Annotated in this window: 15 protein-coding genes; 11 read left to right on the top strand and 4 right to left on the bottom strand. The window is 31.7% G+C overall.

Annotated elements, in window-relative coordinates; translation table 11 throughout:
* The first annotated feature begins 4 nt into the window (after positions 1 to 4).
* The 4 genes from F553_RS0104755 (at position 5) to F553_RS0104740 (ending at position 5,147) form a co-directional block, all read left to right on the top strand.
* Positions 5 to 1,156 (top strand): 1-deoxy-D-xylulose-5-phosphate reductoisomerase, encoded by a 1,152-nt coding sequence (locus F553_RS0104755; RefSeq protein ID WP_015562565.1) that lies wholly within the window; start codon positions 5 to 7, stop codon positions 1,154 to 1,156.
* Positions 1,150 to 2,184, top strand: a complete 1,035-nt coding sequence (gene rseP, locus F553_RS0104750; RefSeq protein ID WP_008538371.1) for an RIP metalloprotease RseP — start codon at positions 1,150 to 1,152, stop codon at positions 2,182 to 2,184. Before F553_RS0104755 ends, rseP begins: the two co-directional genes overlap by 7 nt.
* A gap of 37 nt (positions 2,185 to 2,221) precedes the next feature.
* Positions 2,222 to 3,280 (top strand): flavodoxin-dependent (E)-4-hydroxy-3-methylbut-2-enyl-diphosphate synthase, encoded by a 1,059-nt coding sequence (ispG, locus tag F553_RS0104745; protein WP_018999211.1) that lies wholly within the window; start codon positions 2,222 to 2,224, stop codon positions 3,278 to 3,280.
* Between the two features lie 160 nt (positions 3,281 to 3,440).
* Positions 3,441 to 5,147 (top strand): proline--tRNA ligase, encoded by a 1,707-nt coding sequence (locus F553_RS0104740; protein ID WP_018999210.1) that lies wholly within the window; start codon positions 3,441 to 3,443, stop codon positions 5,145 to 5,147.
* 81 nt (positions 5,148 to 5,228) lie between these two features.
* On the opposite strand, the gene F553_RS12655 is transcribed toward F553_RS0104740, so the two are convergent.
* The 4 genes from F553_RS12655 to F553_RS0104725 form a co-directional block, all read right to left on the bottom strand.
* Positions 5,229 to 5,429: a hypothetical protein gene (locus tag F553_RS12655; protein WP_018999209.1), complete on the bottom strand. Its 201-nt coding sequence runs from the start codon at positions 5,427 to 5,429 to the stop codon at positions 5,229 to 5,231.
* Positions 5,423 to 5,908 carry a ferredoxin-like domain-containing protein gene (locus F553_RS12085; protein ID WP_018999208.1) on the bottom strand — a complete coding sequence of 162 codons (486 nt, stop codon included), beginning with the start codon at positions 5,906 to 5,908 and terminating at the stop codon, positions 5,423 to 5,425. Before F553_RS12085 ends, F553_RS12655 begins: the two co-directional genes overlap by 7 nt.
* A 29-nt stretch (positions 5,909 to 5,937) precedes the next feature.
* A complete protein-coding gene (locus tag F553_RS0104730) occupies positions 5,938 to 6,402 on the bottom strand; it encodes a YbaK/EbsC family protein (RefSeq protein WP_018999207.1) in 465 nt (154 codons plus the stop codon).
* Positions 6,403 to 6,467: 65 nt separating this feature from the next.
* Entirely contained in the window at positions 6,468 to 6,668 is a 201-nt protein-coding gene (locus F553_RS0104725) for a DUF1858 domain-containing protein (protein ID WP_008538365.1), read from the bottom strand.
* A 264-nt stretch (positions 6,669 to 6,932) separates the two neighbouring features.
* Here F553_RS0104725 and F553_RS0104720 point away from each other — a divergent pair, with 264 nt between their 5' ends.
* The 7 genes from F553_RS0104720 (at position 6,933) to mraY (ending at position 13,984) form a co-directional block, all read left to right on the top strand.
* Entirely contained in the window at positions 6,933 to 7,724 is a 792-nt protein-coding gene (locus F553_RS0104720) for a prolipoprotein diacylglyceryl transferase (protein ID WP_018999206.1), read from the top strand.
* Between the two features lie 34 nt (positions 7,725 to 7,758).
* On the top strand, positions 7,759 to 8,568 hold the full coding sequence (locus tag F553_RS0104715; protein WP_018999205.1) for a polysaccharide deacetylase family protein: 810 nt from the start codon (positions 7,759 to 7,761) through the stop codon (positions 8,566 to 8,568).
* A 90-nt stretch (positions 8,569 to 8,658) separates the two neighbouring features.
* A complete protein-coding gene (gene rsmH / locus F553_RS0104710) occupies positions 8,659 to 9,594 on the top strand; it encodes a 16S rRNA (cytosine(1402)-N(4))-methyltransferase RsmH (protein WP_008538362.1) in 936 nt (311 codons plus the stop codon).
* An 18-nt stretch (positions 9,595 to 9,612) separates the two neighbouring features.
* Complete coding sequence (ftsL, locus tag F553_RS0104705) at positions 9,613 to 9,984, top strand: cell division protein FtsL (RefSeq protein ID WP_018999203.1); 372 nt, start codon at positions 9,613 to 9,615, stop codon at positions 9,982 to 9,984.
* Positions 9,985 to 10,138: 154 nt separating this feature from the next.
* Positions 10,139 to 11,629: a UDP-N-acetylmuramoyl-L-alanyl-D-glutamate--2,6-diaminopimelate ligase gene (locus F553_RS0104700; protein ID WP_018999202.1), complete on the top strand. Its 1,491-nt coding sequence runs from the start codon at positions 10,139 to 10,141 to the stop codon at positions 11,627 to 11,629.
* Positions 11,622 to 13,013, top strand: a complete 1,392-nt coding sequence (locus F553_RS0104695) for a UDP-N-acetylmuramoyl-tripeptide--D-alanyl-D-alanine ligase (protein ID WP_018999201.1) — start codon at positions 11,622 to 11,624, stop codon at positions 13,011 to 13,013. The genes F553_RS0104700 and F553_RS0104695 overlap by 8 nt, the downstream gene beginning before the upstream one ends.
* Positions 13,010 to 13,984, top strand: coding sequence for a phospho-N-acetylmuramoyl-pentapeptide-transferase (mraY, locus tag F553_RS0104690; RefSeq protein ID WP_008538358.1), 975 nt, complete (start codon positions 13,010 to 13,012; stop codon positions 13,982 to 13,984). Before F553_RS0104695 ends, mraY begins: the two co-directional genes overlap by 4 nt.
* Positions 13,985 to 14,045: the final 61 nt, after the last annotated feature.

Below are 14,045 nucleotides of genomic sequence, written 5' to 3'. Positions count from 1 at the left end.
TATAATGAAAAAAATTGCAGTATTAGGTTCAACTGGTTCAATTGGAACTCAAACTTTAGATGTAGTTAGAAATCATAGTGATTTCTTGAAAATTGAAGTTTTAGCGGCTAATAATAATGATGAATTATTAGAACAGCAAATAAATGAATTTAAACCAGCTATGGCGATTTTGCATAATAAAGAAGCTTATGAAAAATTAAAAGCTCGTTATGTAGGAGAAACTAAATTATATTATGGAGAAGAAGGATTAATCGAAGGGGCTACTACAGATAAAATTGATACAGTAGTTACTTCATTAATGGGTTTTGCAGGTCTTCGTCCAACTATGAGAGCTATTGAAGCTGGTAAAAATATCGCACTAGCTAATAAGGAAACTTTAGTAGTAGCTGGTGATTTAGTTATGAAAAAAGCTCGTGAAAAACAAATTGAAATCATGCCGATTGATAGTGAACATGGAGCATTATTTCAATGTTTACATGGCGAAGATATGAATAAAGTTGATAAATTATTAGTTACTGCCTCTGGTGGCCCTTTTAGAGGTAAGAAAATAGAAGAGTTAAGAAATGTTTCAGTAAAACAATGCTTAAGTCATCCAACATGGAAAATGGGACGCAAGATTACTATTGATAGCGCATCTTTGATGAATAAAGGCTTAGAAGTAATTGAAGCAAAACAATTATATAATGTGGATTATGATAAAATTCAGGTAGTAGTTCACCCACAAAGTATTATTCATTCTATGGTGCAATATGTGGACGGCTCAGTTATTGCTCAATTAGGTTCAACTGATATGAGACTTCCTATACAGTATGCACTTACTTATCCAGAAAGAATGGTTTGTCCTGCTGAAAAATTAGATTTTTGGCAAATGAAAGATTTAACTTTTGAAAAGCCAGATACAGACACATTTAGAGGTCTTGCTTTAGCGTATGAAGCAGGAAAAATAGGCGGTTCTATGCCTTGTGTGATGAATGCTACCAATGAAATTGCTGTAGAAGCTTTCTTAAATGAAAAGATTAGTTTCTTAGATATTTATGATATAATAGAAGAAGCTATGCAATCTCATATAACTTTGATAGAACCAGAACTTGAAGATTTATTTGAAATTGATAGCAATATTCGTAAGCAAGTAAAGGAGAAGATTTATAAGTGTTAATCAGTGCAATTGCTATTGTATTTGTCTTTGGTTTGCTAGTATTGGTTCATGAATTTGGACATTTTATTACTGCAAAAAAAACTGGTATGCGTGTAGATGAATTTGCAATTGGTTTTGGTCCTAAATTAGTAAGTACAAAAAGAGGGGAAACAGTATATTCTATAAGAGCTATTCCTCTTGGTGGTTTTAATAAAATTGCAGGAATGGAAAAAGGCATGGATGAAGATGCAGGAGATAGAGCGTATTGGGCTCGTCCTGTATGGGCTAGAATGATTGTAATTTTAGCTGGTTCGATAATGAACTTTATTTTACCTTTTTTGATTTTTGCAGGAGTTTTTTTCTTTAATGGTATACAAACTCCATCAAATGCTCCAGTTTTAGGGCAAGTTATTTCTGGAGAAGCAGCAAGTCAAGCTGGCTTAAAAGATGGAGATAAAATTTTAAGCGTAAATGGAGAACAAATTACTTCATGGACAAATTTTGTACAGAAAGTGCAAAATGCTGATGGAAAAATTTTAAAAATAGAATTTATCCGTGATAATGAGCAGATGGCTACTTCTGTTGTGCCAAAATATGATGAACAAGCTAAGCGTGCTTTGATTGGGGTAACTGCGCCAGTTGATGTAAAAAGTGTAGGCTTTGGTGAATCAATTGCTTTAGCATTTGCTACAGTAGTAAATATTATTTACCAAATGTATAGTGGTCTTATTGGCATGATAACAGGTAGTGTTAGTGCAGAATTATCTGGACCAGTGGGTGTAGCTCAAATGACTAGTCAAGCTGCACATTTAGGTTTAGTTCCATTATTACAATTTGCTGCATTATTGAGCTTGAACTTAGGAGTAATAAATTTATTGCCAATTCCTGCTTTAGATGGCGGACATTTTGTAGTCTTATTAGTAGAAGCAATTCGTGGCAAAGCTATTGAAGCTAAATATGTGAGAGTAGTGCAAATGGCTGGTATAATTTTATTATTATCCTTGATGTTCTTCGCTACAGCTCAAGATGTTGGTCGTTTATTTGGTTAAGAGTTAATAAATACAACATAAAAAGGTGTTGGATATAATGATAAAAAGAAAAATGACACGACAAATCAGTATTGGTGATGTAAAAATTGGTGGTGGTGCACCGATTTCTGTGCAATCTATGACTAATACTAAAACAACAGATACAAATGCTACAGTAGCACAGATTAAAGCATTAGTAGATGCTGGTTGTGATATTGTTCGTGTAGCTGTACCTGATATGTCAGCAGCTGAAAATATTTACAATATTAAAAGTCAAGTCGATGTACCTTTAGTTGCAGATATTCATTTTGATTATCGTCTTGCTTTAAAAGCTATAGAACAGGGTATAGATGCACTTCGTATTAATCCTGGGAATATCGGTGATGAAGAGCGTGTAAAAGCAGTAGTTGAAGCTGCAAAAACAAGAAATATTCCTATACGCATAGGTGTTAATGCAGGTTCACTTGATAAGAAATTGTTGGCAAAATATGGTAAAGTAACAGCAGAAGCGTTAGTTGAAAGTGCTTTAGAGCATATAAGAATTCTAGAAAAATTAAATTTCTATGATATTAAAATTTCACTAAAAGCACATGATGTACCATTGACGCTAGATGCTTATCGCTTGATGAGTGAAACAGTGGATTATCCACTTCATTTAGGCATAACAGAAGCAGGCACTGTAAATACAGGAATTATTAAATCCGCTGTAGGTATAGGTGCTTTACTTGCTGAAGGCATCGGCGATACATTCCGCATTTCTTTGACTGGTGATCCTGTAAATGAAGTAAAAGTAGCAAATGAAATTTTAAAAGCATTAGGTCTTAAAGAATATGGACCTACACTTATTTCATGTCCTACTTGCGGTCGTTGTAATATTGATTTACCAAGTATTGCTGAAAAAGTAGAACAAAGATTGTCAGGAATAACAAAACCTATTAAAGTTGCTGTTATGGGTTGTGTTGTAAATGGCCCAGGTGAAGCTCGTGATGCTGATATTGGTATCGCTGGCGGTAAAGGTGAAGGATTAGTCTTCCGCAAAGGCGAAGTTATAAATAAAGTTGCTGAAGATAAATTAGTAGATGCTTTATTTGAAGAATTAGATAAACTTATAAAATAAAAAAGAAGCTGTAATAAAATTTTAGTTTTTAATTTTATTACAGCTTTTTTAGTGGCAAAGAAGATAATGAACATTTTTATTTTAGCTAAAGTATGATAGAATATATAAGTTAATTAATATTGAAAAGGGTTTTTCCCATATATTTTAGGAGGAATTTATAGTGCGTACATCTAAACTTTATGCGCCTACATTGCGTCAGACTCCAGCAGAAGCTGAAGTACCTAGTCATCAGCTAATGCTTAGAGCTGGTTTTATTCGTAAAGTAGCAGGTGGGGTTTATACATATTTGCCTCTTGCTTGGCGTACTTTACGCAAAATAGAACAAATTATTCGTGAAGAAATGGAAGCTAAAGACGGTCAAGAATTAGCTCTTCCAATTGTACAACCTGCTGAACTTTGGAAAGAAACTGGTCGTTGGGAAGTTTTTGGCGAAGAAATGTTCCGTTTAGTGGACAGACATAATCGTGAATTCTGCCTTGGACCAACACATGAAGAAATTATTACAGATTTAGTACGTAATGAAGTACGTTCTTATAAACAATTACCATTATTGTTATATCAAATTCAAAATAAATATCGTGATGAAATTCGTCCTCGTTTTGGTCTTATGCGTGGTCGTGAATTTATCATGAAAGATGCTTATTCTTTTGATAAAGATGAAGCAGGACTTGATAAATCTTATAAAGATATGTATGATGCATATACAAATATCTTCAATCGTTGTGGTCTTACATTCCGCCCTGTAGAAGCTGATGGCGGTGCTATTGGTAATGCTACAACACATGAATTCACTGTATTAGCTGAAACAGGTGAATCTGATATCGTTTACTGTGAAAAATGCGATTATGCAGCAAACGCTGAAAAATCCGAATTAAAGCCAATTGTTGCACCAGTTGAAGAGGAATTACCACTTGAAAAAGTAAATACTCCTGGTACAAAAACTATTGAAGCTGTAGCTGAATTTTTAAATACTCCACTTGAAAAAAATATTAAAGCTGTTATTTTCCAAAATGAAAAAGATCAAGTAATCTGTGCATTTGTTCGTGGTGACCATGAAGTAAATGATGTAAAATTACAAAATATTACAGGAGCAATCACATTAAAAATGGCAGAAGAGTCTGCTATTCGCGCTATTGGTGGTGTGCCTGGTTTCATGAGTCCAATTGGTCTTAGCAAAGATGCAATCGTGGTTGTTGATGCTACAGTAATGGAAATGCATAATGCTGTTTGCGGTGCAAATGAAGAAGATTGCCACTATAAAAATGCTAATCCAAAACGCGATTTTGGTGATGTAATCATAGCTGATATTCGCCTTATTGCCCAAGGAGATCCATGTCCTCATTGTGGCGCTCCAGTAAAAATGACTCATGGTATTGAAGTAGGACAAGTATTTAAACTTGGTATAAAATACAGTAAAGCACTCGGTGCTACTTTCCTTGATGAAAATGGTAAAGAAAAACCATTGATCATGGGTTGCTATGGTATCGGTGTTAGCCGTACAATGGCAGCTGCTATTGAACAATTCCATGATGACAATGGTATTATTTGGCCTGCATCTATTGCACCATTTGAAGTAGTTATTGTACCTATCAACGCTAAAGATGAAGCTCAAATGCAGATTGCAGAAAAACTTTATGCTGATATGAAAAATGCTGGTATAGATGTACTTTTAGATGATAGAAAAGACAGAGCTGGCGTAAAATTCAAAGATGCTGATTTAATTGGCTATCCAGTACGTATTACTGTAAGCCCTAAACTTTTAGATGCTAATGAAGTAGAAATTAAAGTTCGTCGTGATGGTGCTACTTCTAATGTAAAAGTTGATGATTGTGCACAAACAGTAAAAGATATGCTTAAAAATTTATAATAGATTTTAAGTACGACATTATATAAAAAAGCACCTTAAAAGTTAGATTGTTTTGACTTTTAAGGTGCTTTTGCTATTTTATTATTTTTGAACTAATTTTGTTAAATAATCAGTTATTTCTTGCCAAAGATTAGGATTTATATCTAAGACTTTGCGTAATCGTTGAGGATATTTGCCATTTTTTTGATAAATTTTAATGATAAATTTTATAGCACAAATTAATTGTTCTTTATTTAAAGCAATATCGATATGTTGACCATATACAGGGTTATTTCCTAACAATCCACCGATATATATATTTCAAATTTATGTGGATTTTTAAATGATGGCATTATGCCAATATCTTGAGATTTTGCTTTGCCTAAGCTATTGATACAGCCAAACACACCAATTTTTAATTTTTTAGGTACGATTTGACCATAAAATAAATCATCTAATTCTGTTGCTAAAGCATGTACATCATATAAACCCTTAGTGCAAGTAGTACCTTTACAGCTGACGATAGCTCTAACTGTAGTCCCTGTACCACCTAAGCGCAGATTGTGTGCTTTTATTTCAGCTAACATGCTCTCAATATTATCTGGGGAAATTTGTTCAATTTCTATAGTACCTCTAGATGTGGCAGTAATTTTACCATTGCCATATGTTGAAGCAATTTGAGCGATAGCTATTAATTCTTGAGCTGAAAATTCGCCACAATTACCTACAATTCTAGCTGTATAGAAATTATTTTTTTGATGGATTATACCTGCTGGTATCATTTTATTTCTCCTTTGTATTTACATATTGTTTAGTTTTTACCAATATTTACCCATTCAACAGCTTTAGAATATTTTTCTAGTTCAGGAATACTAAGTTCAATAGCACTATTTCGGCTACCACAAGCAGGATAAACTTTATCAAAGCGTTTTAAAGATTCATCAAGATATACTTTTACGCCATCTTTAGGAGCAAATGGACAAACTCCACCGATAGGAAAGCCAGTCATAGGCTCAACTTCATCAGCTTTGAGCATAGTAGCTTTTTTGTGAAATTTTTCTTTGAATTTATGGTTATCAATTCGCATATCACCAGCCATAACTACAAGAATAGCATCTTCATTTAATTTAAAAGACATAGTTTTGGCAATATGAGCTTCTTGGCAATTTAAAGCTTTAGCAGCTTCAGTTACCGTAGCACTAGAAACAGGAAATTCCATAATTTTATCTTCCATATTAAATTGTTTGAAATATGATTTTACTTTTTCTATGGACATAAAGAACAGCTCCTTTTAAAAATAAAAGCCACTAACAAAAGTCAGTGGCTTTATTTTATAATATATTATTTTGCTTCGATAGCAGCATTTAAATCTTCGATGAGTTTATCGATATCGATGCCATGAGCGCCTGCACCTTGTTCGATGTTTTCAAAGTGAGCAGCAGCACAACCGAGGCAACCCATACCAGCGTTTACGAATACTTCTACAGTTTCAGGATATTGGCTAACAACTTCCATAATACCCATTTCTTTAGTTATAGTCATGAAAAATATCTCCTTTATTTATGATTTATAGTGAAATTTGATAATTAATTTTATTCACATGGGAATTATATCATATTTTTTTTAGTTTTGGTATAAGTAAATAATATTTTTGTAAATAATCATAGAAAAATGATATGAATTTATTTTAAATTATTTTTAATGAAAAATAATAAAGATAGATAATTGATAAATTTTTTAGATAGCAGTACAATAAGACATTATGAAAAATAAAAAATGTGTTGTGGGGATAAAGAGGGAGATTTTATGGAATTTGTAGCTTTTTATTTAGGTGATATCAATATTTATTGGTATGGCTTAATAATTGTCTTTGCATTATTAATAGGCTTAGGTATAAGTAAAATAATGTTTAAATTATATGGTGAAAAATTCAGCCCCATGTGGGATTTATTGATTTTTATAATTCCTGTGAGTTTGATATGTGCTAGAATTTTTTATGTAATTATACATTTAGATGCATATATGTCAAATATAAGTCAAATTTTTTGTATTTGGCAAGGTGGTCTATCTATTTATGGAGCATTATTGGGTTTTCTAGCAACAAGTATAGTTTTTTTGCGTAAATATGGTTATAATTTATGGTTGTGGTTTGATTTGATGATGCCTTCGATTTTATTTGGTCTGATTATTTTGCAACTAGCAAACTTTATGATGCAATTTTCATTGGGAACTCCGCTAGGTTTAGATATTCCTAATGACCATAGTTTAGCTGAATATGTAGAATATAGGTATCGTCCAACAGGCTTTGAAGCATATCAATATTTTCAGCCAGTAGCTTTATATCAAGCTTTTGCTTATAGTATAGTATTTATAATTTCTGTTTTGTGTTTACTTATAAATAGAAAATATAAATTTTTAGCTGAAGGCACAGTTTTTTTATTTAGTGTTATTTTGATGGCTATTATTAGATTTGGTATTGGCTTTATGTATTTTAGTGTTAATAAAGATATGTTATTATATCCAATGCAGTGGATAGCATTGACTGTGATGATAGCGACTGTATTTATATATGTAGTAAAACGTTTTCAACATAATTGAGTGTTTATTTTAAGATGAAAGAGAGAAGATAGGTGTGTTTAAACAAAAAATATATACAAAAATAATATTATTTATTATGTTAGTTTGTTTGCCTTTAGTTTTATCAAGCCCTAAAGTAATGCCTGTATCAGCGGCAGAAAATGAAGAAGATATTCCAATTACTATATTAAATTATCATAAGGTTGATAATATGAATATAGCTTTATCAGTATTACCGGAAGATTTTGACCGACAAATGGCTTATTTAAAAGAAAATGGTTATAATACCATAAATACTGACCAATTATATGATTATATGGTAAATGGAGCAGAGCTTCCAGAAAATCCTATCATGATTACTTTTGATGATGGTTATGAAGATAATTACCAAAATGCGTATCCAATTTTGAAAAAATATGGTTTTACAGGTACTATTTTTGTAATTACAGATTTTGTTAGCAATCAACCTAATTATTTAACTTGGGAGCAAATAAAAGAAATGAAAGCAAATGGCATGGATTTTCAATCCCATACAGCTAGTCATAAATCTATGACAGAGCTTACAGAAGCGCAGTTAAAAGATGAACTTACAAAATCTAAACAAACATTAGATACGCAATTAAATCAAGATACAAAATTTATGGCTTATCCTACAGGCACATATAATTTATATATTGCCAAATTAGTTAATGACGCAGGTTATCGTGGCGCATTTACGATAAAATATGGTAATGTGGATAGAGCAAGTAATATTTATGCTTTAGAAAGAGTACCTATTTTCCATACAGAAAATACATTTTTATCTTTTTATGAACGCATGCATTATGTACCAGTATTTGAACGATTGGGTTGGTATAAGAGTTAATCGAATTTGCTATTGAAATAAATTTTGATGGCTGTTACAATTATACTTGTATAAATATGATTATTTTATAAAATGAGAGGGGTTTCATTGGTGGAATTTGAACATATTAGTGTTCTACCAGAAGAAGTAATAGCAGGACTTGCTATTAAACCTGATGGTATATATGTGGATTGTACTTTAGGTGGAGCAGGTCATTCATCAAGAATTGCAAGTCAATTAAATGAAAATGGTCATTTAATTGGTATTGACCAAGATGAAGATGCTATAAAAGTTGCAACTGAGAGATTAAAACAATATCAATGTAAAATAGATATTGTGCATAGTAATTTTAAAAATTTAGAAGCCATATTAAATGATTTAAATATAGAATATATTGATGGAATTTTATTTGATTTAGGTGTTTCCTCATATCAATTAGATGAAGCAGATAGAGGTTTTTCTTATATGCAAGATGCACCACTTGATATGCGCATGGATAAAACACAAGATTTTTCTGCATATAATGTGGTTAATGAATATGATGAGGAACAATTAAATCATATTTTTAAAACATATGGTGAAGAACGTTGGAGCAAACGTATAGCTGAGTTTATTGTAAAATATCGTCAAGAAAAGAAAATAGAAACTACAGGCGAATTAGTGGATATTATTCGCCGTGCTATACCAGCTGCTGTGCGAAAAAAAGCAACGGGTCATCCAGCAAAACGCATTTTTCAGGCTATTCGTATAGAAGTAAATAATGAATTAGGAATTTTAGAAAATACTTTTAAAACAGCAGTAAAACATTTAAATAAGGGTGGGAAAATAGCAGTAATAACTTTTCACTCTTTAGAAGATCGCATAACAAAGAATGTTTTTAAAGAGTTATCTCGTGGGTGCATTTGTCCACCGCATTTACCAATTTGTGTATGTAATCATAAGCCTGAGATAAAGCTTTGCAGTAAAGCTATAAAGCCATCAAAATATGAGATGGACGATAATTCACGTTCTAAAAGTGCAAAATTAAGAGTAGCAGAGAAGTTATAATCTTAGGAGGATTTTATTATGTTAGCGCAACGCAAAATTGTTTATGACGAAAGTCAAAAAAATTATAAACAGATGAAAACTAAAAAATTAGTAAAAGTAGAACAGGCAAAAAATGTAAATGTAAATAATGCGTTGCGTTCAAGATGTATTATTTTATTTGTGATTGTTGTAGCTTTAGCAGGATTTTTTATATTGCGTAGTGGTGCAGCTGCTAGCAATGCTTATTATTTAAATCAATTAAAAAATCAATCTACAGTATTAGAAGCAGAAAATTCTCGTCTTCATTTAGAAATAGCACATTTAAAATCACCAGAAAGAATACAGTCTATTGCTACACAAGAATTAGGAATGATAGTACCGGATAAGTTTTTCTTTTCAACTAAAAATTGATTATCAACTAAGCCATAAATTTCTTAAACAAATTTTTATTTTAAGATTTTATGGCTTAATTTTTTGTAGTATACATATATAAATAAGTGAGCTATAATATAGTTTGATTTTAGATTGCTAAATGATATAAAAAGCAAATTCAGGAGGGTTTCCAATGACCATTGAACAACTAGTGTCAGTATTAAATAATGTAGAAGTAAAAGGAGATGTGAATAAAGAAATTGAGTTTATAACTCATGATTCACGTCGTGTGAGAAAAAACACTTTATTCGTATGTATCTGTGGTACTAGGGTAGATGGTAATAAATTTATTCCTCAAGCTATAGAAGCTGGAGCTTGTGCGATTATGACTGAAAAAGATGTAGAAGTTCCTGCAGATATTACAGTTATAAAAGTGCCAAATATGCGTGAAGCAATGGAACTTGCTGTACCATATTTTTATGATTATCCAGGTAAAAAAATGCGTATGATTGGTGTTACAGGAACAAATGGTAAAACAAGTAGCACATATATGCTTCGTGATATTTTGCGTAAAGCTGGTTATAAAGTCGGTGTTATTGGCACAATTAAAATCATGATTGAAGATGAAGAAATGCCAATTCACAATACAACACCAGATGTGATTGATCTTCAAGAAATCTTAGATAAGATGTATAAGCAAAATATCGATTATGTAGTTATGGAAGTATCTTCACATGCTTTAGATATGAATCGTATAGCAGGTTGTGAATATGATACTGCAATGTTTACAAATCTTACTCAAGACCATTTAGATTATCATAAAACTATGGAAAATTATGCCCTAGCTAAGGCAAAATTATTTGATAGTTTATCTGCACCAAATTTAGTGAAGTCTAATAAAAATGCTGTAATTAATTTAGATGATGAACTTGGCAGTAAAACAATGATTGAGCATACAAAATGCAATTTAATAACTTATGGTATTAAAAATGATGCTGTATTAAAAGCTGAAAATGTAGAAATAAAAGCATCGGGTGCTTCTTTTGATGTAAAATACAAAGATGATTGTGTTCATTTTGATTTAAAAGTTACAGGTATGTTCAATGTTTATAATATTTTAGGTGTAATTGGCGTAGCTTTAGCTGAAAAAATTTCTTTTGATATAATCAAAGAAACTCTTGAAGCATTTGAAGCTGTAGCAGGACGTTTTGAACTTGTACGTCAAGGTCAAGATTTCAGCGTAATAGTCGATTATGCTCATACTCCAGATGGATTAGAAAACGTTTTAAAAACAGCGCGTGAAATCGCTAAAAAACGTTTGATTGTAGTATTTGGTTGTGGTGGTGATCGCGATAGAACAAAACGTCCTATTATGGGTCGCATTGCAGCACAGCTTGCTGATGTGGTAATTGCAACTTCTGATAATCCAAGAACAGAAGATCCAGAATTTATTTTATCTGAAGTAGAAGCTGGTGTACTTCCTGCACTTCATGGCAATTTCCATGAAAAAATCACAGATAGAAGAACAGCTATTTTCAGAGCTATTGAACTTGCGCAAAAAGATGATATCGTACTTATTGCGGGTAAAGGTCATGAAAATTATCAGATTTTGAAAACAGGAACTATTCATTTTGATGATAAAGAAGTAGCTATTGAAGCAATTAGGGGGAAGATTAATGGCTAATTATCAATTTTCATTAACACAAGTAATGCAAGCTACAAATGCTATCTTAAAAAAATTGACTTCAGCTTCAGTTTTTGGCGGTGTAACAACTGATACTAGAAAAATTGAAGAAGGAATGTTATTTATTGCCTTAAAAGGTGAAAACTTTGATGGGCATGATTTTATTGCTGATGCTGCTAAAAAAGGAGCAATTGGGGCTATTGTAAATAAAGATTATGATATTTCCTTGATTGAAGATATTGATATAGATATTTTAGCTGTAGATGATACATTAAAAGCATATCAAGATTTAGCTCATTTTTGGCGCAAGAAATTCAATATTCCTGTAATAGCAATAACTGGTTCTAATGGTAAAACTACTACAAAAGATTTAACAGCAGCTGTATTATCAGGAAAATATAATGTATTGAAAACACAGGCTAATTTTAATAATGAAATTGGACTTCCTATGACTTTATTGCAATTAGATGGAAGTTATGATGTAGCTGTTGTGGAAATGGGTATGCGAGGATTAGGTCAAATTAAAGAATTGACTGATATCGCTAAACCTACAATGGGTGTAATCACTAATGTAGGTGAAACTCATATGGAACTTTTAGGATCTATGGAAAATATAGCGAAGGCTAAAGGTGAAATGGCACAAGCTATTGAAATCAATGGAAATGTCATTTTAAATGCTGATGATGAATTTGTTTCTAAAATGAATAGATTGACAAAAGCTCATGCAATTTATTTTGGTATCAATCATGCAGGCGATATCAAGGCTTTTGATATCAAAACTGTAAATGATGGCAAAACAGAATTTGATGCAATTGTTGGCGACAAAGTAGCTCATTTCACATTGAATATGATAGGCATACACAATGTTTATAATTGTTTAGCTGCTTTAGCTGTAGGTTATGCTTGTGGACTTACTGTTGAGGAAATGCAAAAAGGATTAGCTACATTTAAACCAACTGCTATGCGTTTTGAATATAAAAGATTAGCTGATTTTAATTTAATAAATGATGCATATAATGCAAGTCCAATGTCTACAAAAGCAGCTTTAGAAAATTTAACTAAAGTAGCTAAGAAACGTAAAATTTTAGTAATGGGTGATATGTTTGAATTGGGTAGTGTAGAACAAAAAGCTCATGAAGATATTGGTTTATTAGCTGGTAAATTAGGTGTGGATATTGTAATCACTAGAGGCACATTGACAAAATTCACAGCTGAAGCTGCAAAAAAAGCAGGGGTAGCAAAAGTTTTTGAATGTGCAAGTCATGAAGAAGCAGTAGATGTATTGAAAAAAGAATTACAAAAAGAAGATACTGTTTTATTTAAAGGCTCTCATGGTATGCATATGGAAAAAATAATTGAGTTATTGGAGAAAGAATATAAATGATAGAAGCATTTAATTTAAATATGATATGGGCAGCAGTAGCTGCTGCCCTTGTAGTTTTGGCAGTAGGACCATTTTTAATTCCAGAACTACATAAATTAAAATTTGGTCAAAGCATTCGTGAAGAAGGGCCAAAAAGTCATCAAGCTAAATCAGGAACACCAACTATGGGCGGTATTATGATTGTTGGTGGTATTACTATTGCAACTTTAATTTTTGCAGATTTTACTATAGAAGTGGCTTTAGCTTTATTTGTAATGTTAGGTCATTTTGTTTTAGGATTTTTAGATGATTATATAAAAGTTGTTTTAAAACGTAATTTAGGTTTAAAAGCTAAACAAAAATTACTAGGACAATTTATTATTGCAATTATTGTAACTTATATTGGTATAAATTATACAGGACTTACTCAAGATGTTTGGATACCATTTATTGGACAAACTTATGATATTGGTTGGTTTTATTATGTTTTAGTAATTGGTGTGCTTATTGGTACTACAAATGCTGTAAATTTAACTGATGGTTTAGATGGTTTAGCATCTGGTGCTATGGCTGTAGCTTCATTAGGTTTTGCTGCTGTTTGTTTATATTTCAATAAAGCAAATTTAGCGATTTATAGTTTTGCTTGTTTCGGTGCATGTGTAGCCTTCTTGAAATTCAATTACCATCCAGCAAAAGTATTCATGGGTGATACTGGTTCTCTTGCTTTAGGTGGTGTTTTAGCTGGTCTTGGAATTTTGACAAAGACAGAATTATTATTGATTATCTTAGGTGGTTTATTTGTAATCGAAACTTTATCTGTAATCATTCAGGTAACATCTTTTAAAACTACAGGTAAACGCGTATTTTTAATGAGTCCAATTCACCATCATTTTGAATTAAAAGGTTGGTCAGAAACTCGTGTAGTTATGACTTTTTGGTTTGCTGAATTTGTTTTTTGTATTTTAGCTTTATTGACTTTACATTATAGTTAATACTGATTAATATTTAGATAGAGCTAGGTTTCTTTCATTTATTTCTTACGTATTAAAGAAA

Source organism: Megamonas rupellensis DSM 19944, assembly GCF_000378365.1.
Classification (GTDB): domain Bacteria; phylum Bacillota; class Negativicutes; order Selenomonadales; family Selenomonadaceae; genus Megamonas; species Megamonas funiformis.
The sequence above is the reverse complement of the archived record's forward strand: the minus strand, read 5'-3'. Positions and strand labels throughout refer to the sequence as shown.